The following is a 26,599-nucleotide window of genomic DNA, read 5'->3' on the forward strand; positions in this document are numbered from 1 at the left end:
CAAGGGCCGCGAGAAAACATGTACACAAAAATGTCACCGTAGGTGCCATTTTTGTGTGCACTTCTCACAGGTAACGCCCCATTAGGTTACACACTTGAATCAACTAGATCTGACCATTCGATCAACTAACAGACCCGACAAAAATATAACCTGTTCACTTGGTCAGTTTATATTTCCTTTATTTCATTAACTTATCTTTCAAATAGATAGATTCAAAATAATGGCAACTTGAAAGCGAGTTGATCGCTGGCATGGAACTGGCTTTTGTGTGTCCGTGTTTTGTATACAAATTCAACAAAACATAAATACACAAGAACTCGCAGCGCCGCCCCATCGGCGGCCGTTGCGCCCAGAACCCAGTGATGCCAACGCCTGCACCGACGAGATGGCGAGCCCGTGCGCCAGCGCCCGCTCATCGCAGTCACGCGCATCAGGAGCCGCCGGAATGAGTAGCAGCCTCCCCCTTGCCCCTGAACTTTCCGTTGCCAGCACCCATCCCTCGACCACCAGCCTCGAAGGCCACCCCGCCGACCTCGAACTGAGCCCACGCCTGCACAACCGCGACCTCGCCCCGACCAAACTTGCGGGCCGCCGCTGGGGCGGCTACAGCATCTTCGCGCTGTGGACCAACGATGTGCACAATATCGCCAACTACTCGTTCGCCATGGGGCTGTTCGCCCTGGGCCTGGGCGGCTGGCAGATCCTCCTGTCGCTGGCGATCGGCGCGGCGCTGGTGTACTTCTTCATGAACCTGTCCGGCTACATGGGGCAGAAGACCGGCGTGCCGTTCCCGGTAATCAGCCGTATCGCCTTCGGCATCCACGGCGCGCAGATCCCGGCGCTGATCCGCGCGGTGATCGCCATCGCCTGGTTCGGCATCCAGACCTACCTGGCCTCGGTGGTGCTGCGCGTGCTGCTGACCGCGGTGTGGCCGCAGGTGGCGGCCTTCGATCACGACAGCATCCTCGGCCTGTCGAGCCTGGGCTGGGTGTGCTTCGTGGCGATCTGGCTGGTGCAGCTGGTAATCCTCGCCTACGGCATGGAAATGGTGCGCCGCTACGAGGCGTTCGCCGGGCCGGTAATCCTGCTCACCGTGGCCAGCCTCGCCGTGTTCATGTACTTCAAGGCCGATGCGCGTATTGCCTGGTCGGTGGCCGAGCCCCTGAGCGGCTACGAGATGTGGCGCAACATCTTCGCCGGCGGCGCGCTGTGGCTGGCGATCTACGGCACCCTGGTGCTCAACTTCTGCGACTTCGCCCGCAGCTCGCCATGCCGCAAGACCATCCGTGTCGGCAACTTCTGGGGCCTGCCGGTGAACATTCTGGTGTTCGCGGCGATCACCGTGGTGCTGTGCGGCGCGCAGTTCCAGATCAACGGCCAGATCATCGACAGCCCGACGCAGATCGTCGCCAGCATCCCCAACACCGCGTTCCTGGTGCTCGGTTGCCTGGCCTTCCTGATCGTCACCGTGGCGGTGAACATCATGGCCAACTTCGTCGCCCCGGCCTTCGTGCTCAGCAACCTGGCGCCGCGGCATCTGAACTTCCGCCGCGCCGGGCTGATCAGCGCCACCCTGGCGGTGCTGATCCTGCCGTGGAACCTGTACAACAGCCCGCTGGTGATCGTGTACTTCCTCTCCGGCCTCGGCGCCCTGCTCGGCCCGCTGTACGGAGTGATCATGGCCGACTACTGGCTGCTGCGCAGGGGCCGCATCAATGTGCCCGAGCTGTACAGCGAGAACCCCGCCGGCGCCTATCACTACACCAAGGGCATCAACCTGCGCGCCGTGGCGGCATTCATCCCCGCCGCGCTGCTGGCCATCGTCCTGGCCCTGGTGCCCAACTTCCAAAGCGTCGCGCCGTTCTCGTGGCTGATCGGTGCCGGCATCGCCGCCGCCGTGTACCTGCTGATCGCGCCGCGCCACGTCCAGTACCACGACGTCAGCGGTGAATGCATCGCCGTCGACCACAGCAGCCACTGAATTCAGGGAGATCCGTCATGCGTATTCTGATCGCCAACGTCAACACCACCGCCGCCATCACCGAAGCCATTGCCGAACAGGCGCGCAGCGTGGCCGCGCCCGGCACCGAGATCGTCGGCCTGACCCCGTGGTTCGGCGCCGAGTCGGTGGAGGGCAATTTCGAGAGTTACCTGGCCGCCATCGGGGTGATGGATCGGGTGCTGGCCTATGACCAGCCCTTCGATGCAGTGATCCAGGCCGGCTATGGCGAGCATGGCCGCGAAGGCCTGCAGGAACTGCTGGAGGTGCCGGTGGTGGACATCACCGATGCCGCCGCCAGCACTGCCATGTACCTGGGCCACGCCTACTCGGTAGTGACCACCCTAGACCGCACCGTGCCGTTGATCGAGGACCGCCTGAAACTGTCCGGGCTATACGAGCGCTGCGCCTCGGTGCGCGCCAGTGGCCTCGCGGTGCTGGAGCTGGAAGCCGATCCACGGCGTGCGGTGGAAGCCATCGTCGAGCAGGCCGAGCGCGCCGTCCGCGAGGACAAGGCCGAGGTGATCTGCCTGGGTTGCGGCGGCATGGCTGGGCTCGACGAGCAGATTCGCCAGCGCACCGGGGTGCCGGTGGTGGACGGCGTGAGCGCGGCGGTGACCATCGCTGAATCGCTGGTGCGGATGGGGCTGAGCACCTCCAAGGTGCGTACCTATGCCACGCCGAGGGTGAAGAAGGTGGTGGGCTGGCCGATGCGCTTCGGGCGCTGAAAGACTCGGCGCCTGCTCAGGCCCTATCGCCGGCAAGCCGGCTCCCACAAGGGCATTCAGTTCCTGTGGGAGCCGGCTTGCCGGCGATAGGGTCAGTTTCGTCAGCGCAACAGCCTAGCCAGCCGCTCGCCACTGCCACACGCCAAGGTGAACCCCAGCGCGCCATGTCCCAGGTTCAGCCACAGGTTGCGATACCGTGTGGCCTCGATGATCGGCACCCCGGTCGGCGTCGCCGGCCGCATGCCCGCCCACTCCACCGCTTGCCCGTAATCAGCGGCCTTCGGCAGTGTCTCGCGCGCCAGCCGGCGCATGCTCGCGAGCCTGCCGGCGTCCACCGCCTCGTCATAACCGACGATGTCCACCATCGCCGCCACCCGCAGTTGATCCTCCAGCCGGGCATAGACAATCTTGCGTTCATAGTCGGTGATGCTCACCTCGGGCGCCCGGTGCGTGGCACCGACCGGCGCGGTCAGGCTGTAGCCCTTCAATGGGTAGACCGGCAGGTGCAAGCCTGGCAAGGCCAGGCCGACGCTACGGTGCCCGGCGCTGAGCACCAGGCGCTGCACCTCCAGCCTTTCACCGCCCAGCTCCAGCGCGACCACACGCTCGTCGCGCGCTATCAGCCGGGTCACCGGCCGCCCCAGCAGCAACCGGCACTGCCCTGAGGCCTGCAGGTGTTCAGCCAGGCGCAGGCAGAAGCGGTGACAGTCGGCGACCTCTTCGTCCGGTGTGAACACACCGCCCACGAAAGGGGCTTCGGTGAGTGCCGGGTCGAGCCCGCGCAGATCGGCGGCATTCAAAACCCGTTGCGTGTCGGGATCCAGCAAGTGTTGGCGGCCGTGCTCGAATGCACGCTGTGTTCGAAACGCGACCAGCTTGCCATTGCGGCGCCAGGCGAAGCCATCGAGGCCGTCCTCTTCACGCCAGCGGGCGAGAACGGCCTGGCTTTGCAAGGCCAGATCCAGCAACTGGGCGGCATTGCGCCGATTGACCCGGGTACGACAGGCCATGACGAAGGCCGCCAGCCAGCGCCACTGCGCGGTGTCCAGACGTAGTCGCAGACGTAGCGGCGAATCGCCGCGCAACAGCCAGCCCAGCGCTTGCCATGGCACCCCGGCATCAGCCAGCGGCGCCACGTAGCGATATGACAACTGCCCACCATTGGCGAAGCTGGTCGCGCTGGCCAAGCTATCGCGAGCTTCGACCAGGTCGACCTGCCAGCCTTCGCGCACCAGTGCATAGGCCGTGGCCAGCCCGACCACGCCGCCACCGATCACCGTTACCCGCTCCATCGGCACATCCCTGCCCGGCCCAGAAAGCCAGACAGTAACAGCAGCTCAGGTCGGGCAGCCAGACTCGCCGTTATCCAGGCCCTGGCGCACGTTACGGCTGAGCAGGGTCGCCTTGCCATCGCGCCAGGTCAGCGTGAGCACGTACAGGGAGTCGAAATCGTCGCGGTGCCAGTCCTCGGTGAGCACCCGGTCTTCACCCAGGGCCTTGCCGGCCACGGTGTTGATCAGCTCCGGCAGATACCCCCGTGACCAGGCCGTGTAGACCGTCGCATTGCGGTACTTGTCACTGAGCAGTTCATCGGCCAGCGCGGCTGTGTCATTGGCGCCGTAGTCGATGTTGACCGGCAAACCGAGGCGGATGGCGGCGGGGCTGATGGTCATCAGCGGGCGGATATAACTGTAGCGCTCATCCTGGCTGCCCTCCTCGACACCTCGTGAAGGGTTGGCGGCGAAGACGTAGTCGGCATCACCGAAACGCTCGGGCAACAGGGTGGCCAGGTCCAGGGCCCGGTTCAAGCCCTGGCAGTTCAACTGCCCGAGACCCTCGCCGGGTTTCTCGGCGTGACGCAGGAACACCAGGGTCTGGGTCCCGTCGACCGGTTGCGCCCGGCTTTCGACCACATCCAGGGCCAGCGGCACGGCGGCGGCGACGAGCGTCAGGCTCAACAGCAGGTGGCGGCGACGGCGAAGGAAGGCTGGCAGCTTCATACAGGGCGGGCTCTATGTGGCACTGGATATCGGGTTGCCCCGCCACATGTCCCTGTCGTGATCGCCATCCTTGGCAGCGAGTGAGGCTCAGAGTGCCTGCGGCCCGTTTGGTTCCTCCATGACTGCACATACCTTCCTTGGACAATCAGCACCTTAGCGCATCGGTGTTGCTGAAGTATTACAGGCGGTTCAGTCGTCGCGGGTCAGCACTTCCAGCAATTCGATCTCGAACGTAAGGTCCGAATTCGGCGGAATCGCACCGACCGAGCGTTCACCATAGCCCAGGTGCGCCGGTACCTGCAGCTTGCGCTTGCCACCCACGCGCATGCCCATCAGGCCCTGGTCCCAGCCCTTGATCACCCGGCCGGTACCGATGACGCACTGGAACGGCTTGCCGCGTGCCCAGGAAGAATCGAATTCACGGCCGTCAGCCAGGGTGCCACGGTACTGGGTGGTGATCAGCGCCCCCTTGACCACGGCCTTGCCGTCGCCTTCCTGTAGATCGATGACGTGCAGCTCACTGCTCATGGCAGGTTCCTCGAAGCGGTTTTTCGTGGCCGCCGTTTTCTCAGGAATGCGCAGGTTTGGCAAGACGAGCCGTGTCAGGTTGGGGCGAACTGATCGAACACCTGTTGACCGGTGAGGTGCCGGGTCTCGTTCTTGAAGCAATACCAGGCGGGCTGTTCGTCGACGAATATCTGCTCGGTGAAGTTCCAGTCACCCTCGCCATCAAGCAGGCCGACCGGCACGACGTACATGTCGCTCTCTTTCAGGCGGTAGAACAGATGCGTGCCGCACTGGCCGCAGAAGCCGCGCTGGGCCCAGGGAGAGGAGTCATAGGCGATGGGGGCCGGGCCTTCGATGGCCGGGGGCTTGGCGCATTGCACTGCCAGCAGCGGGCCGCCGGTCCATTTACGGCACATGCTGCAATGGCAAGCGCTGACATGGTTATTCTCGAGCGTGATACGCAGTCGGGTTTTGCCGCACAGGCAACTGCCTTGCTTTTCCAGTGACATGGCCCGGGCTCCTTGCTGTTGTTCTTGGGGACTTGGAGTATAGGGTCCGGCCGGTCAAGAGCAAGAACACGCATCGATGGGGCTGGGCGGCCCCGAAAACGCCATCGTCAGGCAGCACGCCCAATCGGATAGAACGTGCCCCGGCTCCAAACCCCAAGCCACTCCTCCCCGTCGATCTCGCGCGGCACCGCCAGCTCCACCAACTGGTAGAACACGTTGCGATGGACCAACGCCTCGAGATTGCCGCGCATCAGCACATAGGGCGAAGGCACTTGGGTGACCGGATCGAGCTCGACCCGCAGCGGATGGTCCGGCCCGGCCTCGACCTGATCCTCGACGTTGCTGGTGAAGCGCAATACCTGCTGCTCGCCACTGCCCTGCACGTCGAGCAACACAGCCACGAACGGCGCGTCATCCACCGTGATACCGACCTTCTCCACCGGCGTGACCAGGAAGTAGTCGTCGCCATCGCGGCGAATGATGGTGGAGAACAGCCGCACCATCGGCTTGCGGCCAATCGGCGTGCCCAGGTAGTACCAGGTGCCGTCACGCGCGATGCGCATGTCGATGTCGCCGCAGAAATCCGGGTTCCACAGGTGCACCGGGGGCAGCCCCTTGTGCGCGGGGATCTGCGCCAGCAGATCGCTGGCCTTGCCGGAATCGCTCATGACGTGCTCGCTCAATTGCTCATGCCCAGGAGGCTACGAGCGTACTCGCGCATTGGCGCGGCAAGCAAATCCTGTGGCGTGTTGTCGTGGAACGTCAACAAACCGCCGCGGCTCTTGATCCGCGCCGTATCGATCAGGTAACGGGTACTGGTCTCGATCAACATCATCTGTACCACGCCACGGTCCCAGCCCAGGCGATCGACGGCCTGCTCGTCATACCATTCGTCACCGTTGCCGATACGGTCGTCGGTGCGCGCGAAACGGGTGTACAGCACGTAATCGGCGCCGACCGAACGGGCCTCGGCGATCGCGTCCTCCAGCCCCAGCGGGCCTTGGGCACGGCGCACCAGCGGGAAGTATTCGACGAAACTCTTGAAGGCCTCCTCGGCCACTGCGTTCTGCCGTGGCACCGGCCCCTTGCCCGGTGGCACGAAGGCGCCCTGGCCGATGAAGATGAACGAGTCCGGCTGCAGGCGGATCGACAGGGTACGGGTGGTGTCGCTGTGATCCAGCAGGCCCGCATCACTCATGTGGTAACGGACGCCCTCGCCCATATCGCTGACATTCATGCAGCCGCCCAACGCCATCAGCGCCAGCAGCAAGACCAGGCTACGCATCTTTCCTCCAGAAACCGGTGACGAAAAACCGGCGAATAGCCGCAGGATGCAGCTTTTGCGCCAGAGTCAGCCGCCGATCACCTTCATCACCATCACATCGCCGGAAAATGCCACATCCTGCTTGTCCGCCAGGGCCTTTACCAATAACCGCTGCAATGCCGGAAGCGCTTGATGACGGGGCTTGTCGAGCAGGTCCCCGAGAAAATGACGGTTACTCGACGACAGGCAACCATGCAGCCAGCCGGTGGACGACAGGCGCAGGCGCGAACAACTGCGGCAGAATGGCACGCTCTCGTTGGCGATCACCCCGAAATGACCTTTGCCGGGAATGCGATAGCGCAAGGCCGTGGCATCCAACGGGCGTGGCGCCTGTTCATAGGCATGGGACTGTCCGATCAGCGCCAGCAGTTGTTCCAGGCCTACGAACTGCTGCAGGAAGGCGTTGCCATCACGTGCCAGGTGGCCCATGCGCATCAGCTCGATGAAACGCAGCTCGTAGCCGCGCTCAAGGCAATAGTCGAGCAGCGGCAGCACCTGGTCGAGGTTCTGCCCGCGCATGGGCACCATGTTGACCTTGATCGCCATCCCCGCGTCACTGGCCTGGGCCATGCCCGTCAGCACGCTGGCCAGGTCGCCGCCGCGGGCGATACGGCGAAAGGCCGTGGCATCGAGGGTGTCGAGCGAGACGTTGAGCCGGCGGATACCTGCGTCGCGCAGCAGCGGCAGCTTGCGGGCGAGCAACTGGCCGTTGGTGGTCAGGCTGATGTCCTCGAGGCCCAGCCCGGCCACCGCGCCGAGGAAGGCCTCCAGACGTGGGCTCACCAGCGGCTCGCCACCGGTGATGCGCAGCCGCTCCACCCCGGCCGCCTCGACCAGGTACGCCACGCCCCGGGCCAGGGCATCCGCCGTGAGCTCGTCCTGCGCCGCCACCAGGCGCTTGCCGTCAGGCACGCAGTAGGTGCAGGCATAGTTGCAGGCAGCAGTCAGGCTGACGCGCAGGTTGCGAAAGCGCCTGCCTTGACGATCGACGATCATGGATGACTCCGGCATGGATGAATCGGGCCGGCAAAACCTGACTCAAAAATCAGGTTTTTGCAAGCCTTCCTGTCGAAGCCTTGAAGCGAGGATGCCTGGCGAAGGTCGGCAGGCATCGGGGGAACGGCTTTAGTTCGCGCCTTCCGGATCGCGCTTGCGCTTGTTGCCCATGCGCACGCCGATGTCCATGAGGAACTGGAAGAAGCCTTCCTGGTCCTCGAGCACATTGCTCCAGAACGGCGAGTGATACAGCGCCACGGCGCCATGGACCAAGGCCCAGGCCGCGCAATAATGGAAGTAAGGCGGTACGTCCTCGAGCTTGCCCTCGCTGATGCGCCCCTTGATCAATTGCGTGAGGCGGTCGAAGTTGGAGGCACGGATGCTGTGCAACTGCTCGACCATTTCCGGCACCTGGTTGCCCTTGACCACCTTTTCTTCCAGGCGGTCGAACAGCCGGTAACGCTGCGGGTCGCGCATGCGGAACTCGAAGTAGGCGCGCGACAGGGCTTCCTTGTCGCGGTCGACGTCAGCCGAGTGCAGCAGCGCGTTCAGGTCGCGCTCGTAGTCGAGCATCAGGCGCAGGTAGATCTCCGCCTTGGACTTGAAGTGCTTGTAGATCGTGCCTTTGCCGATGCCCACGGCGTCGGCGATCATCTCGACGGTGACGCTGTCTTCACCTTGTTCGAGAAACAGCTTGAGCGCCGTGTCGAGGATCTCTTGTTCGCGACGGCGAAACTCACGGACCTTGCGAGGTTCTTTCTGCATAAGAAGGACTGGGATGACAATCGAAGCGGATTATTATGCCTAACTGGCGGCAAAATGCACGGATCTTCCAACCATGTCTGTGTTTCTTGATGAGTTCGAGCAGGCCCCGGGCCTGTGTTACCTGAACCACGCGGCAATCGGCCCCTGGCCACGCCGGGCCGCCGAGGCCGTGGCAAGCTTCGCCCGTGACAATGTACGCCTGGGTGCCAGCGCTTATCCGGCCTGGCTGGCCACCGAACGACGCCTGCGCGAACGCCTGGCACGCCTGCTCAATGCCCCCACCACCGGCGATATCGCCCTGGTGGGCAATACCTCCCAGGCACTGTCGCTGGTGGCCTTCGGCCTGGACTGGCAGCCCGGCGACCAGGTCGTCATCAGCGACGAGGAGTTCCCCTCCAACCGCGTGGTCTGGCAAGCGCTGGCCAACCATGGCGTCGAGGTCGTTGAGGCGAGTCTGGCCGGCGCCGATCCGGAAGCGGCGTTGCTCGCCGCCTGCGGTCCACGGGCGCGGCTGCTCTCGGTCAGCGCCGTGCAGTTTGCCAGCGGCCTGCGCCTGGACCTGGCGCGCCTCGGCGTCGCCTGCCGTCAGCGCGGCGTGCTGTTGTGCATAGACGCGATCCAGCAGGTGGGCGCCCTGCCCTTCGATGTACAGCGTTATCAGTGCGACTTCGCCATGGCCGACGGCCACAAGTGGATGCTCGGCCCAGAGGGGCTGGGCGTGTTCTATTGCCGTAGCGAACTGCGCAGGCAGTTGAAACTGCACGCCTATGGCTGGCACATGCTGGAACACCTCGGCGACTTCGAGCGCCGCGAGTGGCAACCGGCACGCAGCGCGCGGCGCTTCGAATGCGGCAGCCCGAACATGCTCGGCGCCTGCGCGCTGGAAGCGAGCCTGTCACTGCTGGAAGACGTGGGCATGGCGCTGGTCGCCGAACAGTTGGAGCTGCGGGTCGAGCAACTGCATCAAGGTTTACTGGCGATCCCCGGCGTGCAGGTGCACAGCCCTGCTGATCCTTCACGACGGGCAGGGATAGTCAACTTCAGCATTGACGGCCAGGCCAACGTCGACATTTATCGAGCCCTGAGCAATAACGGGGTAATGTGCGCCCTGCGAGGCCCTGGCGTGCGATTTTCCCCACATTTCTACACTGACCAGCGCCTGATCGACGAAGTACTGCGCCAGATCCGCCAATTGGCAATGCATTGATCGCGCAAGGCGCTGCCTACGTATTCCAAATCTGTTTAAAAAACGATCAGCAGCCGCTGGCAGCACGCCAATCCTGGCCAATACTTGAAGTGTTGGCGCGGCACATCCCCCCCAAGTGGCGCGCCGATAAAGGTGCCCAGGGACCGTGTACCTTTGTTTTACTCCTAATGGTCTTAACCCGGATTCCCCCCCCAGAACCCGGGTTTTTTTTGTCCGGGCCTCAAGCTTGGGGGCGCTGCGCAGAAGCCTCAGGCTACCCGCGCCAGCGGGAACAAGCGCTTGAAATTCCCCGTGGTCTGCGCGGCCAATTGCTCGTAGCTCACACCGCGCAACGACGCCACGTACTCGGCCACTTCCCGCACGTACTGCGGCAGGTTCGGTTTGCCGCGGTGCGGGATCGGCGCCAGGTACGGCGAGTCGGTCTCCACCAGCAGGCGGTCCACCGGCACCTGCCGGGCCACCTCGCGCAGGGCATCGGCATTGCGGAAGGTGACGATGCCGGACAACGAGATGTAATAGCCCAGGTCCAGCGCGGCCTTGGCCATCGGCCAGTCCTCGGTGAAGCAGTGCAGCACGCCGGCCTGGGGCAGGCTGGCCTCGCGCAGCAGCGCCAGGGTGTCCTCACGCGCCGCACGGGTGTGCACGATGACCGGCTTGCCAGTCTGCCGGGAGGCTTCCAGGTGCAGGCGGAACGAAGCCTGCTGCAATTCGGCGGCTTCCGGCTCGTAGTGGTAGTCCAGGCCCGTTTCGCCAATGGCCACCACGTGCGGGTGGGCCAGTTCACGCAACAGCCACTCCAGGGCCGGCGTCTCACCGGGCGCCAGGTCGAGCGGGTGCACGCCCACCGAGCAGTCGACATCGGCGTAACGCTCGCTCAACGCCTTGACCGCACCGGCATTCTCGGCACTGACGCCAATGCACAGGAAATGCCCCACCCCACGCTCGCGGGCCGCCTGCAGGGCGGCGTCGAGGGAACCCTGGTGGGCACTGAGATCGAGACGGTCGAGGTGGCAATGGGAATCTACGAGCATGGGAACACGACACACATTAGGGAAGCGGTGGAAATCAACGCATGCCCGGCAGCTGCACCCAGTGGGCGAGCAACGCTTCGAGCAGCAGTACACGATTGAGGTTGGCCTTGCCCAGCACCTTCTGGCGCTGTTCGAGAATCCACGCCTGGACCTCCAGCACCTTGGCCTGCCGGCTCTTCTGCGCCAGGTATTGCAACACCTTGCGCATGTCGGGCAAGCCTAAACCCTCTTCGTCCTGGGTCAACTGATAACGCAGGATCAAGTGCGACCAGTCGCAGAACCAGTCGAACAGCAGCAACAGGGGCACCGCGTTCCAGGCTTCGGCCAGTTGGGTAGGCGACTGCTGCTGCTTGAGCAGCTTCTTCACCCCCTCGGTAACCAGCGCCCGTTGCTCACGCACGCCCTGGGCCTGCAGGCTGACCGCCATCAGCGGCGAACCCGCGGCCAAGGTCAGCAGCTCTTCGCGCTCCTGTTCGTCGCTGCCTTCGAGCGCGCCGGCCAGCCAGGCACGGCTCTGTTCCAGGCTTGGCTGCGGGCAGGCGACCTGCTGGCAGCGACTCTTGATGGTTGGCAGCAGGCGGCTGGGCTGATGGCTGACCAGCAACAGCACGGTGTCGCCGGAGGGCTCCTCCAGGCTTTTGAGCAAGGCGTTGGAGGCATTGATGTTCATTGCCTCCACCGGCTCGATCAGCACCACCTTGCGCCCGCCCTGCTGGGCGGTCTGCACCACGAACGACACCAGTTCACGCACCTGGTCGATCTTGATCGGCTTGTCGGCCTCCTCCGGCTCCAGCACGAAGTTGTCCGGGTGGCTGCCGGCCTTGAGCAACAGGCACGACTTGCACTGGCCGCAGGCATCCAGGCCCTGTGGCTGCTGGCACAACAGCCGCGCCATCAGGCGTTCGGCCAGGGCCCGCTTGCCGATGCCCTGGGGGCCGTGCAGCAGGTAGGCGTGGGCGTGCCGGGCACGCCCGGCCAGTTGCTGCCAGAGCGCTTGCTGCCAGGGGTACTGCTTACTCATGGTCGGTACGCCTGAAATGTTTTGCACATATGAATGTGCCGCGCTGGATCTTTGCAAACATCGTCTATGACAAATTAAAATCGGGCCGAAGCCTTCTATTGTACCTGCGCAATCACACTGAAGACACCGGAGCCTACGTGAGGAAAATTATCGGCCTGGCCGCCCCTGCCAGATCGGGAAAGGACACCGTCGCCGCGATGCTGCTCGCATACCCCGGCGTTGCTGCCTACGCACTCGCCGACCCCTTGAAGATGGGCTGCCAGGCATTGTTTGGCCTGACCGACGAAGAAGCCTGGGCCGACGCGCTCAAGGAACAGAAACTCGATGACTGGGCACGCTCCCCACGCGAGTTTTTCCAGCAGGTAGGCACCGAATGGATGCGAGCCTTCAACTCGGACCACTGGCTGATGCGAGCTGAACGGGCAATCGAGCCACAACCACAATCTGCGCAACCATCGCCCCTGGCGGTGCTTTCCGAGGCGGATGCCCCAATCAGGCTTGCCGCCCAGGCATTTTTTGGTTTTACCGATCAACAGACATGGGACCCGCATTGCTCAAGGCAAATCGACCCATTCTGGCAAGTCGCGCCCCAGGATACGTTTGCGTTCATCGCGCAAAAGGCGGTTGAACTGGACCAGGATTATCTGTTCAAGCGGGCGCTGCGGCCAGTGACTCGACCAAAGCCGCTGCCTTTCCTGCCAGCGCAGATCAATACCATCATAATCAAGGACATTCGTTTCGAAAACGAAGCCCGTTTCCTGCGTAGTCACAACGGTGTCATTTGGCATGTTCGGCGACCTGACGCCCTGCGAGTCAACGCGCATAGCTCCGAGTCAGGCATAGAACTGAACGAGCAAGATACCCTGATCATCAATGATGGAACGATCGCAGACCTTGAACGCAAGGTGGCCAAGGCCTGGACTACTCAGCAGAGCGGATAAGGTGTCCTGCCAGCTCAAGACACTTGATGGGCCACTGCTTGCTCACCTACACCCAGTGACGATGGATCGCACACAATGCTGACAAACTTCCAAATCAAGTCCTCCAAACTCCACGCCTCCATTTCGCTTGGTGATGAACAACGCTTGGAACAACGCGCCTGGATTTCCGTGTTGATTGGTCAGAACGGCAGCCGAAAGAGCTACGTACTCAGGCAGCTAATGGAGTCCTCGCTGGGCAAGCGCTCTTACACAGATCTGAAAAGACGCAAGGTGGTGACCGAGACCACAGGGTGGCCACAAGACAAGCCGTCAGGTGGCACTATCTGCATATCCGGAACACCACTCGACCGCTTCTCTCGTGTCGGCAGCCCGCTGCTCGGCGCTCACACCCCCCGGCAATTCTGGTACCTGGGACAACGTGCATCCAATGGCATGGCTGGCACCGGGCAAAGCGAAAGAGCACTGATCACCGCACTGCTGGAAAATGCCGATCTGCTGCCAGAACGCCAACACTTGCTTGAAGGTGTCTTCTCGCACCTTGGGTTGAAACCGCAAATCATCATTCAGCTAAAGCTGTCAAAAGAATTCGCCAAAGCGGTCAAGAGCTACCATACGGCTACCTATTTCGCTTCTGACATCCTCGAAGAGGTCGCGAAGAAACTCAAAACGCAATATTTGGGCACTACTAGGCTCACACACCTTCATACTCGCCTGCACGCAGCTTTTGAGAAGCTCGACAGCAATGAACATTTCAGTGTGTTCAAGCTGGCAAACCGATTCGACACGTCGAAATCACCTGCCTCGCTGAAATTTGAGCACGGCACCTTTCAAATGGAAAATGGACCGTCGCAGGAGTGGGGTACAGCCGAACTCGAACTTCTGCTCCATGCGGGCTTTCTCGAAATCGATAAAACGTTTTTCACCCGCTCCTCAAAAACTGACGATCCTCGGACCCTATCCGAAGAATGCCTGGAGGGCGAAGACCTGAGCTCTGGACAATGGAGCTGGCTCTGTGGCTTTGCTGGCCTTTGTGCCACCGTGAAGCCGCATAGCCTTGTGCTCGTAGATGAACCCGAGAACAGCCTGCACCCAGCCTGGCAACTGCAATACATCCCCATGCTGAACAGCATTCTGAGAGAATTTCAGGGAACCCAGGCGGTGATCGCAACGCACTCGCCCTTGATCGCTTCTGGCGTAGCGCCTGAATGGGGGAACGTACAGACTCTGGAATACACCGAGGCGGACAAGAATGGCACTCACCGACTCAGCACTCGACCAATAGCTTCAACCTTTGGCTGGACGGCATCCGACGTCTATCAAGAGGTATTCCAACTCGACTCGGCTCGGGCACCGGCATTCACCAAGACTGCCGAGTACGCACTATCGCTTATTCGCTCCAATCAAAGCCTCGACGACAATGCATGCAAGATAATCGCCAATGACCTGTTCAAGGATGTCGGCACGCTGCCCATACATGATCCGCTGCGAAATGTTCTGCTTGATATCACCGACGAGTTGAAATTGCGAGGCGAACGGCAATGACGTGGTTCGACACCATCATTTTCACCGTCAATGACAACGCCTTACTCGCTCCGATCAGGCTGCATCAAGGAAACGACTGGAAAATTACCGAAGCAGTAAGAGACTACAGGGCACGGCTTCTGGAACTGCAGAACTACCGTTGCGCCTACTGCCAGAACGTCATCGAGCAGGACATGGTCGGCCATCGTGAACTAGACCATATCCTGCCGAAGTCTCCATCGAAGAAATGCGAGCAGCCAAAAGGCAGCAGTAACGTGTTCGAGGACCGCCAACACACGTTCGGTTACCCCCAGTTCACCTACGAGCCTTACAACCTCATCGTGACCTGCAAGATATGCAATTCCTACAAGAAAAACTTTGACCCGCTACGCAACCGTTCAAGCGGCTGGACCTCCGGCAGCTACCCCAGCCAAGCCGACCTGTTATGGTTCTACCCCTATAGCGAACGCTACTCAGACCACATCGAACTGAGCGACAAATGGCTGTACAGCAAACGGACCGATGAAGGTGACGCCGTCATCCGAACCTGCAAGCTCGATCAGGTGGAAAGCCTCACTCAACGGTACTCGGCTCGCGCGCTCATACGGGCCAGGCAAACGAATGACCTCAAGACGGCCGTCATGCACATGGCCACTACGGTAGAGCTGAACATGCTCAGCGCTGACAGTGCGAAGCAGGCACTTGTTCTGGCATTTGACATTGCTGAGCAGCTAGCGAATGAACTGCTTGCACTTTTTCGCCAAGTTGCGTCCCAGAAGAATGGCGTCCCTGCCCTGGCCAAAGCGGAAATGCTACTGGCCTCGATTGCCGAGGCAAAGAACACTGGGGCCGGGCAACCAGAAACCTCTCCCGCCCCCACCGCCTACCTGACGGCGGCCTCTGCCCAACGACTCATTGGGGCACAGACTGGTCCCTCGGCTGAGCCTCCTGCTGCGCAGGTTCCACTGGCACTTCCGGCACCTCCTCGGAATTGACCGGAGGTGGCACGGATGATGGTTCGTCCGTGGACTCCTTGAGCGCAGGCGCGGGGCTCGAACGATAATCCGCCCGCCGCTTGATCTGGAACTCGCGCACCGCGCTGTTGTGATCGTCCAGGTCATCGGAGAACACATGGCTGCCGTCGCCACGGGCGACGAAGTACAAGCTCGAGCCATCGCTTGGGTTCAGCGCGGCGTGGATTGCCTCGCGCCCGACCATGGCGATCGGCGTCGGCGGCAGGCCGGTCATGGTGTAGGTGTTGTAGGGCGTCGGCTCACGCAGGTCGGCGCGGGTGATCTTGCCGTTGTAGCGCTCGCCCATGCCGTAGATCACGGTGGGGTCGGTCTGCAGCATCATGCCCAGACGCATGCGCCGCACGAACACGCCGGCGATCTGCCCACGCTCCTGGGGAATGCCGGTTTCCTTCTCCACCAGCGAGGCCATGATCAGCGCCTGGTACGGGTCGCGATACGGCAGGTCGGTGCTGCGCTCGGCCCACTCCTTGGCCAGCACTTCGTCCAGGCGCATGTAGGCCTGCTGCAACAACTCGACATCGCTCATGCCGCGCACGAAGCGATAGGTGTCGGGGAAGAAACGGCCCTCGGGGAACACGCCGGTATGGCCAAGCTTGTCCATCACCTCGGTATCGGACAGGCCTTCAAGAGTGTGCTTGAGCTTTTCATGCTTCGCCACCGCGGCGCGCACCTGGCGGAACGTCCAGCCCTCGACCAGGGTGAGGTTGTACTGCACCACATCGCCACGCTTCCAGGCATCGAACAACTGTCCCACGGTCATGCCCGGGGTCAGGCGGTATTCACCGGTGTGCAACGCCGTGCCGGCCATGTTGAAACGCCAGTACAGGCGCAGCCACAACGGATCGTCGAGCAGGCCTTCGCCCTGCATCCGGTAGAACATACGGTTTGGCGTCGTGCCATTGGGCACATCGAGCATGCGCTCCTGTGCCACTTGCAGCGGCTGCTCCAGGACCGAGTTGACCTTCCAGGCAGCCCAGCCAAGTGCCAGGCCGGCGAGGATCAAGCTCATTTCCAGCAGCAGCAGGAATTTGCGTCTCACGAATCAGGTATCCAGTAACGTACGGGCAACGGCCTGCAGTTTACGGGTGAGCGGCCCTGCCGGCCAGTTCAGCGCGGCGAATTCACGCACGGGCCAGACGCCATAGACACTGTTGCAGAGGAATACTTCGTCAGCCTGCTGCAGCGCCTCGAACGGAAGGTCGCGCACCTGCGTGGGAATCCCCAGCAGCGCGGCCTGTTCCAGCAATGCCGCACGCATCACCCCGGCCACGCCACAACGGCTCAGGTCGGCGGTGAACAGTACGCCATCACGCACCAGGAACAGGTTGCTGTACACCCCTTCGATCACCCGCCCTTGGGCGTCACGCATCAAGCCTTCGGCAAACGCGCTGTCCTGCCATTCGGCACGGGCCAGCACCTGCTCGAGGCGGTTGAGGTGTTTGAGCCCGGCCAGCAGCGGTTGTTCCGCAAGGCGCGTCTCACAGGGGAACAGCCGCACGCCGAACTCGGCATGCTGCGTCGGATAGGCCGGCAAGGGGCCGCCTTGCAGGATACGCCGCGCCTGCGCACCAGCCAGCGGGGCATAGCCGCGCTGGCTGTCGCCGCGGGTCAGGATCAGCTTGGCGACGCCTTCGCTCAGTTGCCGGGCGAATTGCAACAGTTCATTGCGAACCAGCGTCAGGTCGGCCTCGATCGCCAGGCGCTGGCAACCCAGCGCCAGGCGGTCGACATGCTGCGCGAGCAGACTGGGCCTGCCGCCGCGCACGGCGATGGTCTCGAACAGACCATCACCGTAGGCCAGGCCACGGTTCTGCAGATTGACCGCAGTCGCGTCCTGGCCATCGACCCAGCTGAGCATCAGCCGGCGAACCGGCGGAACACCAGCGAACCGTTGGTCCCGCCAAAGCCGAAGGAGTTGGACAGCACCACATCGATCGGCATGCTGCGCGCCTGGTGCGGCACGAAGTCCAGGTCGCAACCTTCGTCCGGTTCGTCCAGGTTGATGGTCGGCGGCGCCATCTGGCTGTTGATCGCCAGGACGCTGAAGATCGCCTCCACCGCACCGGCAGCGCCGAGCAGGTGGCCAGTCATCGACTTGGTCGAACTCACTGCCAGCTTGTAGGCATGCTCGCCGAACACCCGCTTGATCGCGGCCACTTCGGCCACGTCGCCAGCCGGCGTCGAGGTGCCGTGGGCGTTGATGTAGCTGACGTCCTCAGGCTGGATGCCAGCATCACGCAGGGCGTTGGCCATGCAGCGAGCGGCGCCTTCGCCGGAATCGGGCGGCGAGGTCATGTGGTAGGCGTCACCGCTCATGCCGAAACCGACCAGCTCGGCGTAGATGGTCGCGCCACGAGCCTTGGCATGCTCCAGCTCTTCGAGCACCAGGGCGCCGGCACCATCGGACAGCACAAAGCCGTCACGCCCCTTGTCCCAGGGACGGCTGGCACGGGCCGGCTCGTCGTTGCGGGTGGACAGCGCACGGGAAGCACCGAAGCCGCCCATGCCCAGGCCGCAGGCGGCCATCTCGGCGCCACCGGCGATCATCACGTCGGCTTCGCCGTAGGCGATGTTGCGCGCGGCCATGCCGATGCAGTGGGTGCCCGTGGTGCAGGCCGTGGCGATTGCATAGTTCGGCCCCTGCAGACCCAGGTGGATCGACAGGAAGCCGGAGATCATGTTGATGATCGAGCCCGGCACGAAGAACGGCGAAATCCGCCGCGGCCCCTGCTCATGCAGGGTACGGCTGGTTTCCTCGATGTTGGTCAGCCCGCCGATCCCCGAACCCATGGCCACGCCGATGCGCTCACGGTTGGCATCGGTGACTTCCAGCCCGGCATTGCGCACCGCCTGGAAGCCGGCCGCCAGGCCGTACTGAATGAACAGGTCGAGCTTGCGGGCCTCTTTGGCCGACAGGTACTGCTCGACTTCGAAGCCCTTCACCGAGCCGCCAAAACGGGTGGAGTAGGCAGACAGATCCGTATGCTCGATCGGACCAATGCCACTGCGGCCAGCCAGAATGCCCTGCCAGGTGCTCGGTACATCGGTACCCAGTGGCGACAGCATACCCATACCAGTGACCACGACGCGTCTACGCGACACAGTACTCTCCTCATTTCCAAATAACAGAGTCTCTTGCCAGTGCACTTGCCATGGCGAATGGAATGGCAGCAAACCCCGGCTCTCGCAAAGAAAAAACCGCACGCCGGCAAAGGCAGTGCGGTTTTTCCCGACAAGAAGCGTCGACTACAGCGTCTTAGGCCTGGTGGGCGTTGACGTAGTCGATAGCAGCTTGAACGGTAGTGATCTTCTCGGCTTCTTCGTCAGGGATTTCGGTCTCGAATTCCTCTTCCAGAGCCATCACCAGCTCAACAGTGTCAAGCGAATCGGCACCCAGGTCCTCAACGAAGGAAGATTCGTTCTTGACTTCCTCAGCCTTGACGCCCAGTTGCTCGGCGACGATTTTCTTGACGCGTTCTTCGATGGTGCTCATACCTAGTTTTCACTCCTAATGGACATATGTCAGGCAGCTGGCCGGTGACCAAGTTTATAGGAAGATGCCTGCTTTTCAAGCGTAACGCGCCTTCCACCAAGTCACCGGGCCCTCTGCCCGGAATCTGGTTGCAGCTTTATAACGGATTTTAGGCTCGGAGTATGACTCTTTTTTGAAGCAATCCGTCACATTGAGTTGCGGTTTTACATGTACATCCCGCCGTTCACCGGCACGGTGGCGCCGGTGACATAGGCTGCGCCGTCGGAAGCCAGGAAGGAAACCACTTTCGCGATCTCCTCGGCCTGGCCCAGGCGGCCCAGCGGAATTTCCTTCTGCAGGGCCTCGCGCTGCGCTTCTGGCAGCTCACGGGTCATGTCGGTGTCGATGAAGCCCGGGGTCACCGAGTTGACGGTGATGCCACGCGAGCCCACTTCACGAGCCAGGGCCCGGCTGAAGCCTTCCAGGCCGGCCTTGGCGGCGGCGTAGTTGGCCTGGCCGGCGTTGCCCATGGCACCCACCACCGAACCGATGCTGATGATACGACCCCAACGCGCCTTGGTCATGCCGCGCAGCACGCCCTTGGACAGACGGTAGAGGCTGTTGAGGTTGGTGTCGATCACATCGAACCACTCATCATCCTTCATGCGCAGCATGAGGTTGTCGCGGGTGATACCGGCGTTGTTGACCAGGATGGCCGGCGCGCCGAACTGCTCGCCGATGGCGCCCAGCACTGCGTCCACGGACTCGGCGCTGGTGACGTTCAGCTCAAGGCCGGTGCCGTTGATGCCGTGCTCCTTCAGGGTGGCGGCGATACGCTCGGCACCGGAAGCGGTGGTGGCGGTACCGATCACGGTTGCGCCCTGGCGGCCCAGCTCGAGGGCGATGGCCTGGCCGATACCACGGCTGGCGCCGGTGACCAGTGCAACTTTACCTTGCAGGCTCATGCAAGCTTCTCCGAATTCAGGCCAGCGCCGCACGGGTGGCGGCGACGGCGTCTGGGGTATTGAGGTTGTAGGTGGTCACGCCGTCGGCGCAACGCTTGTTCAGGCCAGCCAGGACCTTGCCCGGGCCGCATTCGACCAGGTTCACCGCACCGCGCTCGGCCAGCGCCTGCACGCACTCGACCCAGCGTACCGGCTGGTACAGCTGCGCCAGCAGGTCCTGTTTGAGGGCATCGAGGTCGGCGGCGATGGCTGCGGTGACGTTCTGCACCACCGGGATCTGCGGCGCTTTCCATTCGATGGCGTTGACGGCCTCGGCGAAACGCTCGGCGGCCGGCTTCATCAGGGCGCAGTGCGATGGCACGCTGACCGCCAATGGCAGGGCACGCTTGGCGCCCTTGGCCTTGCACAGCTCGATGGCACGATCGACCGCAGCCTTGTTGCCGGCGATGACCACCTGGCCCGGCGAGTTGAAGTTCACCGCGCTGACCACTTCGTCTTCGGCGGCTTCGGCGCAAATCTCGACCACCACGGCGTCGTCCAGGCCAAGGATGGCGGCCATGGCACCATGGCCGGCAGGTACGGCCTCCTGCATCAGTTGGCCACGGCGCTCGACCAGGCGCACGGCATCTTTCAGCGACAGGCTGCCAGCGGCGACCAGGGCGCTGTATTCACCCAGGCTGTGCCCGGCGACGAAGGCCGGCTGCGCACCGCCCTCATCCAGCCACAGGCGCCACAAGGCGATGGAGGCGGTCAGAATGGCCGGCTGGGTCTTGTCGGTCTGGTTGAGTTGTTCTTCCGGGCCTTCCTGGACCAGTTTCCACAGGTCGTAGCCCAGGGCCTCGGACGCTTCCTTGAAGGTCTCGACGATTACCGGTTTTTCGGCGCCCAGCTCTTTGAGCATGCCCAGCGACTGGGAACCTTGACCAGGAAAGACGAATGCGAGGGATGCAGACATTGAACAAGCCCTTATGATCTTGTCGTCGGATAGGGTGCGCCAGGCCGCGGGCCAGACGCGCAATCTGAAAGCTTGGATGGAGCGGCGGACCAAGCGGTCACATTTAAGCACTTCATGGGCGGTATGCCCAAAAGCTTTGCATTTCCAGTAATGACCTCATCGCACAGCTCAGGGCAACAAGTCTTCAAGACGCCCGTGCAGGCGCTGCGGCAGGTTTTCCTGGATCTCGATCAGCGCTCGCTGGATCGCGCTCTGCAAACCCTGCACGCCCGCCGAGCCATGGCTCTTGATGACGATGCCCTGCAACCCCAGGAAACTCGCACCATTGTGCCGCGCAGGCGCAAGGTCGGCCTGCAGGCGCTTGAGCAGCGGCATGGCCAGGGCACCTGCGGCTCGCGCCAACACCCCGCCACGGAACAGCGCCTCGATGCGGGCACCGATCATGGTCGCCAGACCCTCGCTGGACTTGAGCAGGATATTGCCGACGAAACCATCGCACACCACCACGTCCGCCTCGCCCCGGTACAACCCGTCACCCTCGACGAAGCCGATGTAGTTCAGCCCCCGGGCGTTCTGCAACAGGCTGGCGGCCAGCTTGACCTGCTGGTTGCCCTTGATGTCCTCGGTACCGATATTGAGCAGCGCCACCCGCGGCCGATGCACGCCCAGAGCCTGGGCGGCCACCGAGCCCATCACGGCGAACTGGTAGAGGTTTTCCGCGCTGCAATCGACGTTGGCGCCGAGGTCAAGCAGCTGGCAGTAGCCGGCCTGGGTCGGGATCGCCGCCACCATCGCCGGGCGATCTATTCCGGGCAGGGTCTTGAGCACAAAGCGCGACAAGGCCATGAGCGCGCCGGTATTGCCGGCACTTACGCAGGCCTGGGCCTTGCCATCACGCACCAGTTCGAGGGCGATGCGCATCGACGAGTCCGGCTTGCCCCGCAACGCCTGCGATGGCCGCTCGTCCATGCCGATCACTTCGCTGGCCGCGACAATCTGCAGGCGTGCGCGATCCGCAGCCGCGAGGCCGCCGACAAGATCTTCAAGGAGGGAGGGTTGACCGACGAGGGTCAGGTGCAGCGAGGGGGTAGCCGATAGGCAGGCAATGCTAGCCTGGACAATGCTGCGGGGACCGAAGTCCCCGCCCATTGCGTCGATCGCGATGATCTGAGCGGACAAGGATTACTCGTCAGCGCCCTTGTCGATCACTTTGCGACCACGGTATACGCCTTCTGGCGAAACGTGGTGACGCAGGTGTACTTCACCGGTGCTCTTCTCTACCGACAGAGCTTCTGCCGACAGGGCGTCGTGCGAACGGCGCATGTCACGGGCAGAGCGGGATTTTTTGTTCTGCTGAACAGCCATAATTGATTAACTCCTAAACGTTTGGGTCACGCTTTAACTGCGCCAATACACTGAACGGGTTGGACCGCGATACCTCGTCCTTGCTCGGCTCGGGCTCATCGAGTCCCGCCGGCTGCTGGCATTCTTCCGGATGATGAGCAGGCACGATTGGCAGGGCAAGCAAAAGCTCTTCCTCGACCAGTGCCTGCAGATCCAATGGATCTTCGCCCAGTTCCAGCACGTCATAGCCTTTCGGCAACGACTGGGTGTTCGCACCCTCCTTCACCACAGCGTACGTACATTCGCTATGGATCGGCAGGGTGACCAGCTCAAGACAACGCTGGCAAACCATCTTGACTTCGACATCCAGCGCGCTGTGGATAACCACCACATGCTGTTCATCTCGTTCAAAATCGAACTTCGCCTGCACCGTACCGACATTGTCGGAAAGCGGGTCGCAGAGTCTTTCCAAATCAGCGAGTTGCAGCGAACCTTCGAGGGTTACGCCACGATCAGCCAATTTGCGCGGGTCAACGTGAGGTGGAATCGGGTCATTCAACATAGGCGCAGCATTCTAGGGATGCACCCCCTCCCTGTCAAAGGAAATTAGGTGCCATCTCGCATGTTAGAATTCGGGGCAATTGCCCAGGAGTCTACCATGCTTCCCTTGTTACTGGCTTCCAGCTCGCCCTACCGCCGCGAACTGCTCACCCGCCTGCGCCTGCCCTTCACCTGGGCGAGCCCCGACCTTGACGAACGGCGCCTCGATGGCGAGCCCGCCGTCGAGCTGGTGCGCCGCCTGGCCCGACAGAAGGCCGAAGCCCTGGCCGCCAGTCACCCCGATCACCTGATCATCGGCTCCGACCAGGTGGCGGTACTGGGCGAGCAGATCCTCGGCAAGCCTCACACCTTCGAACGCGCCTGCGAGCAGTTGCTGGAGGCCAGCGGACAGCAGGTCACCTTCCTCACCGGGCTGGCACTGCTGAACAGCGCCACCGGCCAGTGCCAGGTCGATTGCGTGCCGTTTACCGTGACGATGCGCGAGCTGGATCGGGAGCGCGTGGAGCGCTACGTGACGGCCGAGCAGCCACTGGACTGCGCCGGCAGCTTCAAGGCGGAGGGCTTGGGGGTCAGCCTGTTCCAGAGCACCCACGGCTGCGACGCCACGAGCCTGATCGGGCTACCGCTGATTCGGCTGGTGGACATGCTGCACAAGGAAGGCGTGCAGGTGCCTTGAGAGACTGGGGCCGCTTCGCCGCGGTTCGTCGCTACGACAAGCCGGCTCCCACAGGATGCGGCGTAATTTGTGGGAGCCGGCTTGCCGGCGAAAGGGCCGCGAAGCGGCCCCAATCGACTTCAGATCAACGCAGCGAAGGCCCCTGGAAGCCCATGTACAGCGCCATGCGCTCCGCCACACTGGCACCGATGCGCTTGGAGAAACGATCGAACGGCGACTCCTGCACAGTGAAGTCCACCAGCTCCTTCTCGCCGACGATTTCGCGGGCGACATAGCTGGCACTGCCCAGCCCGTCCACCAGCCCCAGCTCCTTGGCCTGCTCGCCCGACCAGATCAGCCCACTGAACAGCTCAGGGTGATCCTTGTCCTTCAGGCGCTCGCCACGCCCCTGCTTGACCATGGCGATGAACTGGCGGTGCGTGGTATCCAGCACACCCTGCCAGAACGCGGTTTCTTCCGGCTTCTGTGGCGAGAACGGATCAAGGAAGGCCTTGTGTTCGCCCGCCGTGTAGGTGCGCCGCTCCACGCCCAGCTTGTCCATGGCGCCGACAAAGCCGTAGCCCGCCGCAGTGACGCCGATGGAGCCGACCAGGCTGGCCTTGTCGGCATAGATCTCGTCGGCGGCGCTGGCAATGTAGTAGGCGCCGGAGGCCCCCAGGTCGGCGATCACCGCGTACAGCTTGATGGCCGGATATTCGGCGCGCAGACGGCGGATCTCGTCGTACACATAACCCGCCTGCACCGGGCTGCCGCCCGGGCTGTTGACGCGCATGACCACGGCTTTGGTCTTCGGATCCTTGAACGCCTCGCGCAGGCTCTTGACGATATTGTCGGCGCTGGCAGGCTCCTGATCGGCGATCACCCCGCGCACCTCGACCAGCGCGGTATGGCTGCCGCTGCGCGAGGCAGCCTTGTCCACATCCATCAATGGCGTGAACAGGAACAGGATGCCGAACAGGTAAACGAAGGTCAGCAGCTTGAAGAAGATCCCCCAGCGCCGCGCCCGACGCTGCTCCTGGACACCCGCCAGCAAGGTCTTCTCCAGCAACTTCCAACTCTTGCGCTCCTCGCCAGCCTCATCGGCCTCGGGCGCCTTCCACTCGTCAGTCATGCTCACCTACCTTGGAAATTGATCTGCGCAGGCTCGGCCAGCCATTCGCGCAACTGGGAAAAATGCTCGATGCACACTTGCGGGCCAAATTCGGCCAGAGCCTGCAGCGACATGGCGCCATAGCCCACGGCGACCGAATGCATGCCGGCATTGCTGGCCATCTGCAGGTCGAACGCCGAATCTCCGACCATCAGCGCCCGCCCGGGTTCGACCTGGCAGTGGGCGAGAATCTCCTCGAGCATCAGCGGATGCGGTTTGCCGCGGGTTTCGTCGGCCGCCCGGGTAATGTCGAAGTAGTTTTCCCAGCCATTGGCCTTGAGCACCCGATCCAGACCGCGTCGCGCCTTGCCGGTGGCCACCGCCAGACGATACCCCTCGGCACGGAACGCCTCCAGCGACTCGACCACACCGTCGAACAGTGGCGACGGCTGTTGATCCAGCGCCATGTAGACATCGGCATAATGCTGGCGGAATGTTTCCACCTGCGGCAGCTCAAGATGTGGATACAGGGTGGCGATCGCCTCCCCCAGCGCCAGGCCAATGATGCCCCTGATCGCCTCGTCGCTGCTGGCGGCCTCCCCGGCACGCCCGGCGGCCACGTTCATGGCCTCGACAATGCGCCCGATGGAATCGGCCAGCGTGCCATCCCAGTCGAAGACCAGCAGGTCATAACTTTTATTCATGGCTCAGGACGCCAACCGCTCGATAGTCTTGGCCCACATCTCGTCCACCGGCGCCTCGAGCTTGAGCTCGCCGCCGTCGGGCAGCGGCACGGTCAACTGGTAGGCATGCAGGAACAGGCGCTTGCCACCCAGGTCGCGAATCTCGCGGCTGAAGTCTTCATCGCCGTACTTGCTGTCGCCGGCGATCATGTGCCCGGCATGCAAGGTGTGCACGCGGATCTGATGGGTACGGCCGGTGATCGGCCGCGCCTCGACAATCGTGGCGAATTCGCCGAAGCGGCGCAGCACGCGGAACAGCGTCAGCGCCTCCTTGCCCTCGTCATTGACCTCGACCATGCGTTCGCCGGAGCGCAGGTTGCTCTTCTGCAGCGGCGCATTGACCTGCTTCTTCGAGGTCGGCCAATGGCCGCGCACCAGCGCCATGTAGCGCTTGTCCACGCCATCGCCGCGCAGCGCGGCATGCAGGTGGCGCAGCATGCTGCGCTTCTTGGCGATCATCAACAGGCCCGAGGTGTCGCGGTCCAGGCGGTGCACCAGCTCCAGCTCCTTGGCGTCGGGGCGCAACTGGCGCAGCGCCTCGATCACCCCGAAGCTCAGGCCGCTGCCGCCATGCACGGCAATGCCGGCCGGCTTGTTCATCACGATCAGCGCCTTGTCTTCATAGACGATGGCGGCTTCCAGGCGCTGCAACAGCCCCTGGGCCACGGGCGCAGGTTCGTCACGCTCGGGCAGGCGCACCGGCGGCACCCGCACGATATCGCCGGCCTGCAGCTTGTACTCAGGCTTGATCCGGCCCTTGTTGACCCGCACCTCGCCCTTGCGCAGGATGCGGTAGACCAGCGTCTTGGGCACGCCCTTGAGCGCGGTGATGAGGAAATTGTCGATGCGTTGGCCGGCAAGCTCCGGCGCGACTTCGATCAGCTGAACGCCGGAAGTCGGAGGGGTATTGGTCGTCATGGCGGGATCATAACAATTTTTTATGGAATTGAAGCACTTAATCATAACTGCTATAGTCGCGAACGCCGCCAAAAGCGGCAGGCCAGCGGCATCAGGCTCTACGCCGGCCCTGACCATCGCAATTCCGAGGACGCGAGGCCGTCCTACGGAGCGTTCGCCAGTTTAACTAAATGCCTGGAATCGCCACCAGCGCTGTGTAGAGAAGACCGGAAAAAAACGACAAGTGCGGTGTTTCACCTGCTTACCCGCTTCTTTTCGCCGTACCTCTGCCCGCCACCGTCGTTTCCGCGCA

General features: G+C 62.8%; 29 protein-coding genes. 7 read left to right on the forward strand and 22 right to left on the reverse strand.

What is annotated here, in order from left to right:
• The first annotated feature begins 445 nt into the window (after window positions 1-445).
• On the forward strand, window positions 446-1,981 hold the full coding sequence (locus tag AC3WL2_RS17785; RefSeq protein ID WP_102683572.1) for an NCS1 family nucleobase:cation symporter-1: 1,536 nt from the start codon (window positions 446-448) through the stop codon (window positions 1,979-1,981).
• Between the two features lie 17 nt (window positions 1,982-1,998).
• Window positions 1,999-2,727 carry an aspartate/glutamate racemase family protein gene (locus AC3WL2_RS17790; protein WP_102683573.1) on the forward strand — a complete coding sequence of 243 codons (729 nt, stop codon included), beginning with the start codon at window positions 1,999-2,001 and terminating at the stop codon, window positions 2,725-2,727.
• A 101-nt stretch (window positions 2,728-2,828) separates the two neighbouring features.
• Here AC3WL2_RS17790 and AC3WL2_RS17795 read toward each other — a convergent pair whose 3' ends face one another.
• The 8 genes from AC3WL2_RS17795 to AC3WL2_RS17830 form a co-directional block, all read right to left on the reverse strand.
• Window positions 2,829-4,019 carry a D-amino acid dehydrogenase gene (locus tag AC3WL2_RS17795; RefSeq protein WP_102683574.1) on the reverse strand — a complete coding sequence of 397 codons (1,191 nt, stop codon included), beginning with the start codon at window positions 4,017-4,019 and terminating at the stop codon, window positions 2,829-2,831.
• 45 nt (window positions 4,020-4,064) lie between these two features.
• The gene (locus AC3WL2_RS17800) at window positions 4,065-4,727 is read right to left on the reverse strand and encodes a histidine phosphatase family protein (protein ID WP_102683575.1); all 663 of its coding nucleotides are present in this window, start codon (window positions 4,725-4,727) and stop codon (window positions 4,065-4,067) included.
• A gap of 189 nt (window positions 4,728-4,916) precedes the next feature.
• Window positions 4,917-5,255: an FKBP-type peptidyl-prolyl cis-trans isomerase gene (locus AC3WL2_RS17805; protein WP_102683576.1), complete on the reverse strand. Its 339-nt coding sequence runs from the start codon at window positions 5,253-5,255 to the stop codon at window positions 4,917-4,919.
• Window positions 5,256-5,329: 74 nt separating this feature from the next.
• On the reverse strand, window positions 5,330-5,743 hold the full coding sequence (locus AC3WL2_RS17810; protein WP_102683577.1) for a GFA family protein: 414 nt from the start codon (window positions 5,741-5,743) through the stop codon (window positions 5,330-5,332).
• Between the two features lie 107 nt (window positions 5,744-5,850).
• A complete protein-coding gene (locus AC3WL2_RS17815; protein ID WP_102683578.1) occupies window positions 5,851-6,411 on the reverse strand; it encodes a DUF1285 domain-containing protein in 561 nt (186 codons plus the stop codon).
• Between the two features lie 11 nt (window positions 6,412-6,422).
• Window positions 6,423-7,028 (reverse strand): DUF4823 domain-containing protein, encoded by a 606-nt coding sequence (locus tag AC3WL2_RS17820; RefSeq protein ID WP_023629097.1) that lies wholly within the window; start codon window positions 7,026-7,028, stop codon window positions 6,423-6,425.
• A gap of 66 nt (window positions 7,029-7,094) precedes the next feature.
• Window positions 7,095-8,063, reverse strand: coding sequence for a GTP 3',8-cyclase MoaA (locus tag AC3WL2_RS17825; RefSeq protein ID WP_102683579.1), 969 nt, complete (start codon window positions 8,061-8,063; stop codon window positions 7,095-7,097).
• A 129-nt stretch (window positions 8,064-8,192) separates the two neighbouring features.
• Window positions 8,193-8,828, reverse strand: coding sequence for a TetR/AcrR family transcriptional regulator (locus tag AC3WL2_RS17830; RefSeq protein WP_023630645.1), 636 nt, complete (start codon window positions 8,826-8,828; stop codon window positions 8,193-8,195).
• 73 nt (window positions 8,829-8,901) lie between these two features.
• Between AC3WL2_RS17830 and AC3WL2_RS17835 the strand changes: the two genes are divergently transcribed.
• A complete protein-coding gene (locus AC3WL2_RS17835; RefSeq protein WP_102683580.1) occupies window positions 8,902-10,035 on the forward strand; it encodes an aminotransferase class V-fold PLP-dependent enzyme in 1,134 nt (377 codons plus the stop codon).
• Between the two features lie 248 nt (window positions 10,036-10,283).
• Here AC3WL2_RS17835 and AC3WL2_RS17840 read toward each other — a convergent pair whose 3' ends face one another.
• Together AC3WL2_RS17840 and AC3WL2_RS17845 are read right to left on the reverse strand one after the other, a co-directional pair.
• The gene (locus tag AC3WL2_RS17840; protein WP_102683581.1) at window positions 10,284-11,066 is read right to left on the reverse strand and encodes a TatD family hydrolase; all 783 of its coding nucleotides are present in this window, start codon (window positions 11,064-11,066) and stop codon (window positions 10,284-10,286) included.
• A 34-nt stretch (window positions 11,067-11,100) separates the two neighbouring features.
• Window positions 11,101-12,087 carry a DNA polymerase III subunit delta' gene (locus tag AC3WL2_RS17845; protein WP_102683582.1) on the reverse strand — a complete coding sequence of 329 codons (987 nt, stop codon included), beginning with the start codon at window positions 12,085-12,087 and terminating at the stop codon, window positions 11,101-11,103.
• Window positions 12,088-12,116: 29 nt separating this feature from the next.
• On the opposite strand from AC3WL2_RS17845, the gene AC3WL2_RS17850 reads away from it, so the two are divergent.
• The 3 genes from AC3WL2_RS17850 to AC3WL2_RS17860 all read left to right on the forward strand — a co-directional run bounded on the left by AC3WL2_RS17850 (window position 12,117) and on the right by AC3WL2_RS17860 (window position 15,544).
• Window positions 12,117-13,028 (forward strand): deoxynucleotide monophosphate kinase family protein, encoded by a 912-nt coding sequence (locus AC3WL2_RS17850; RefSeq protein ID WP_256582683.1) that lies wholly within the window; start codon window positions 12,117-12,119, stop codon window positions 13,026-13,028.
• 75 nt (window positions 13,029-13,103) lie between these two features.
• On the forward strand, window positions 13,104-14,570 hold the full coding sequence (locus AC3WL2_RS17855) for an AAA family ATPase (protein WP_102683583.1): 1,467 nt from the start codon (window positions 13,104-13,106) through the stop codon (window positions 14,568-14,570).
• A complete protein-coding gene (locus tag AC3WL2_RS17860; RefSeq protein WP_102683584.1) occupies window positions 14,567-15,544 on the forward strand; it encodes an HNH endonuclease in 978 nt (325 codons plus the stop codon). The genes AC3WL2_RS17855 and AC3WL2_RS17860 overlap by 4 nt, the downstream gene beginning before the upstream one ends.
• Here the strand turns inward: AC3WL2_RS17860 and mltG are convergent.
• The 9 genes from mltG to AC3WL2_RS17905 form a co-directional block, all read right to left on the reverse strand.
• Window positions 15,462-16,622, reverse strand: a complete 1,161-nt coding sequence (gene mltG / locus AC3WL2_RS17865) for an endolytic transglycosylase MltG (protein WP_102683585.1) — start codon at window positions 16,620-16,622, stop codon at window positions 15,462-15,464. The two genes, AC3WL2_RS17860 and mltG, sit on opposite strands and share 83 nt — an antisense overlap.
• 3 nt (window positions 16,623-16,625) lie before the next feature.
• Complete coding sequence (gene pabC, locus AC3WL2_RS17870) at window positions 16,626-17,441, reverse strand: aminodeoxychorismate lyase (protein WP_102683586.1); 816 nt, start codon at window positions 17,439-17,441, stop codon at window positions 16,626-16,628.
• Window positions 17,441-18,685, reverse strand: a complete 1,245-nt coding sequence (fabF, locus tag AC3WL2_RS17875; protein WP_102683587.1) for a beta-ketoacyl-ACP synthase II — start codon at window positions 18,683-18,685, stop codon at window positions 17,441-17,443. Before fabF ends, pabC begins: the two co-directional genes overlap by 1 nt.
• Before the next feature lie 154 nt (window positions 18,686-18,839).
• Entirely contained in the window at window positions 18,840-19,076 is a 237-nt protein-coding gene (gene acpP, locus AC3WL2_RS17880) for an acyl carrier protein (protein ID WP_046856533.1), read from the reverse strand.
• Window positions 19,077-19,279: 203 nt separating this feature from the next.
• Window positions 19,280-20,020: a 3-oxoacyl-ACP reductase FabG gene (fabG, locus tag AC3WL2_RS17885; RefSeq protein WP_023630496.1), complete on the reverse strand. Its 741-nt coding sequence runs from the start codon at window positions 20,018-20,020 to the stop codon at window positions 19,280-19,282.
• 16 nt (window positions 20,021-20,036) lie between these two features.
• Window positions 20,037-20,975 carry an ACP S-malonyltransferase gene (gene fabD, locus AC3WL2_RS17890; protein ID WP_102683588.1) on the reverse strand — a complete coding sequence of 313 codons (939 nt, stop codon included), beginning with the start codon at window positions 20,973-20,975 and terminating at the stop codon, window positions 20,037-20,039.
• Between the two features lie 168 nt (window positions 20,976-21,143).
• On the reverse strand, window positions 21,144-22,154 hold the full coding sequence (gene plsX / locus AC3WL2_RS17895) for a phosphate acyltransferase PlsX (protein WP_102683589.1): 1,011 nt from the start codon (window positions 22,152-22,154) through the stop codon (window positions 21,144-21,146).
• A 3-nt stretch (window positions 22,155-22,157) separates the two neighbouring features.
• Window positions 22,158-22,340 (reverse strand): 50S ribosomal protein L32, encoded by a 183-nt coding sequence (gene rpmF / locus AC3WL2_RS17900; RefSeq protein ID WP_028690987.1) that lies wholly within the window; start codon window positions 22,338-22,340, stop codon window positions 22,158-22,160.
• 13 nt (window positions 22,341-22,353) lie between these two features.
• The gene (locus AC3WL2_RS17905; protein WP_023630499.1) at window positions 22,354-22,881 is read right to left on the reverse strand and encodes a YceD family protein; all 528 of its coding nucleotides are present in this window, start codon (window positions 22,879-22,881) and stop codon (window positions 22,354-22,356) included.
• Between the two features lie 96 nt (window positions 22,882-22,977).
• Between AC3WL2_RS17905 and AC3WL2_RS17910 the strand changes: the two genes are divergently transcribed.
• Entirely contained in the window at window positions 22,978-23,556 is a 579-nt protein-coding gene (locus AC3WL2_RS17910) for a Maf family protein (protein ID WP_102683590.1), read from the forward strand.
• Window positions 23,557-23,680: 124 nt separating this feature from the next.
• Here AC3WL2_RS17910 and AC3WL2_RS17915 read toward each other — a convergent pair whose 3' ends face one another.
• The 3 genes from AC3WL2_RS17915 to rluC are packed head-to-tail and all read right to left on the reverse strand — an operon-like array spanning window position 23,681 to window position 26,307.
• Window positions 23,681-24,667, reverse strand: a complete 987-nt coding sequence (locus AC3WL2_RS17915) for a S49 family peptidase (protein WP_102683591.1) — start codon at window positions 24,665-24,667, stop codon at window positions 23,681-23,683.
• A gap of 2 nt (window positions 24,668-24,669) precedes the next feature.
• On the reverse strand, window positions 24,670-25,350 hold the full coding sequence (locus AC3WL2_RS17920) for an HAD family hydrolase (RefSeq protein ID WP_102683592.1): 681 nt from the start codon (window positions 25,348-25,350) through the stop codon (window positions 24,670-24,672).
• Between the two features lie 3 nt (window positions 25,351-25,353).
• Window positions 25,354-26,307: a 23S rRNA pseudouridine(955/2504/2580) synthase RluC gene (gene rluC / locus AC3WL2_RS17925; RefSeq protein ID WP_102683593.1), complete on the reverse strand. Its 954-nt coding sequence runs from the start codon at window positions 26,305-26,307 to the stop codon at window positions 25,354-25,356.
• Between the last annotated feature and the right edge of the window lie 292 nt (window positions 26,308-26,599).

It is taken from the genome of Pseudomonas sp. FW305-96, from assembly GCF_058783825.1.

Coding starts and splice junctions, on each gene's coding strand:
- AC3WL2_RS17785 (WP_102683572.1), top strand. CDS start 446: ATGAGTAGCAGCCTCCCCCTTGCCCCTGAACTTTCCGTTGCCAGCACC.
- AC3WL2_RS17790 (WP_102683573.1), top strand. CDS start 1,999: ATGCGTATTCTGATCGCCAACGTCAACACCACCGCCGCCATCACCGAA.
- AC3WL2_RS17795 (WP_102683574.1), bottom strand. CDS start 4,019: ATGGAGCGGGTAACGGTGATCGGTGGCGGCGTGGTCGGGCTGGCCACG.
- AC3WL2_RS17800 (WP_102683575.1), bottom strand. CDS start 4,727: ATGAAGCTGCCAGCCTTCCTTCGCCGTCGCCGCCACCTGCTGTTGAGC.
- AC3WL2_RS17805 (WP_102683576.1), bottom strand. CDS start 5,255: ATGAGCAGTGAGCTGCACGTCATCGATCTACAGGAAGGCGACGGCAAG.
- AC3WL2_RS17810 (WP_102683577.1), bottom strand. CDS start 5,743: ATGTCACTGGAAAAGCAAGGCAGTTGCCTGTGCGGCAAAACCCGACTG.
- AC3WL2_RS17815 (WP_102683578.1), bottom strand. CDS start 6,411: ATGAGCGATTCCGGCAAGGCCAGCGATCTGCTGGCGCAGATCCCCGCG.
- AC3WL2_RS17820 (WP_023629097.1), bottom strand. CDS start 7,028: ATGCGTAGCCTGGTCTTGCTGCTGGCGCTGATGGCGTTGGGCGGCTGC.
- AC3WL2_RS17825 (WP_102683579.1), bottom strand. CDS start 8,063: ATGATCGTCGATCGTCAAGGCAGGCGCTTTCGCAACCTGCGCGTCAGC.
- AC3WL2_RS17830 (WP_023630645.1), bottom strand. CDS start 8,828: ATGCAGAAAGAACCTCGCAAGGTCCGTGAGTTTCGCCGTCGCGAACAA.
- AC3WL2_RS17835 (WP_102683580.1), top strand. CDS start 8,902: ATGTCTGTGTTTCTTGATGAGTTCGAGCAGGCCCCGGGCCTGTGTTAC.
- AC3WL2_RS17840 (WP_102683581.1), bottom strand. CDS start 11,066: ATGCTCGTAGATTCCCATTGCCACCTCGACCGTCTCGATCTCAGTGCC.
- AC3WL2_RS17845 (WP_102683582.1), bottom strand. CDS start 12,087: ATGAGTAAGCAGTACCCCTGGCAGCAAGCGCTCTGGCAGCAACTGGCC.
- AC3WL2_RS17850 (WP_256582683.1), top strand. CDS start 12,117: ATGAATGTGCCGCGCTGGATCTTTGCAAACATCGTCTATGACAAATTA.
- AC3WL2_RS17855 (WP_102683583.1), top strand. CDS start 13,104: ATGCTGACAAACTTCCAAATCAAGTCCTCCAAACTCCACGCCTCCATT.
- AC3WL2_RS17860 (WP_102683584.1), top strand. CDS start 14,567: ATGACGTGGTTCGACACCATCATTTTCACCGTCAATGACAACGCCTTA.
- pabC (WP_102683586.1), bottom strand. CDS start 17,441: ATGCTCAGCTGGGTCGATGGCCAGGACGCGACTGCGGTCAATCTGCAG.
- acpP (WP_046856533.1), bottom strand. CDS start 19,076: ATGAGCACCATCGAAGAACGCGTCAAGAAAATCGTCGCCGAGCAACTG.
- fabG (WP_023630496.1), bottom strand. CDS start 20,020: ATGAGCCTGCAAGGTAAAGTTGCACTGGTCACCGGCGCCAGCCGTGGT.
- fabD (WP_102683588.1), bottom strand. CDS start 20,975: ATGTCTGCATCCCTCGCATTCGTCTTTCCTGGTCAAGGTTCCCAGTCG.
- rpmF (WP_028690987.1), bottom strand. CDS start 22,340: ATGGCTGTTCAGCAGAACAAAAAATCCCGCTCTGCCCGTGACATGCGC.
- AC3WL2_RS17905 (WP_023630499.1), bottom strand. CDS start 22,881: ATGTTGAATGACCCGATTCCACCTCACGTTGACCCGCGCAAATTGGCT.
- AC3WL2_RS17910 (WP_102683590.1), top strand. CDS start 22,978: ATGCTTCCCTTGTTACTGGCTTCCAGCTCGCCCTACCGCCGCGAACTG.
- AC3WL2_RS17915 (WP_102683591.1), bottom strand. CDS start 24,667: ATGACTGACGAGTGGAAGGCGCCCGAGGCCGATGAGGCTGGCGAGGAG.
- AC3WL2_RS17920 (WP_102683592.1), bottom strand. CDS start 25,350: ATGAATAAAAGTTATGACCTGCTGGTCTTCGACTGGGATGGCACGCTG.
- rluC (WP_102683593.1), bottom strand. CDS start 26,307: ATGACGACCAATACCCCTCCGACTTCCGGCGTTCAGCTGATCGAAGTC.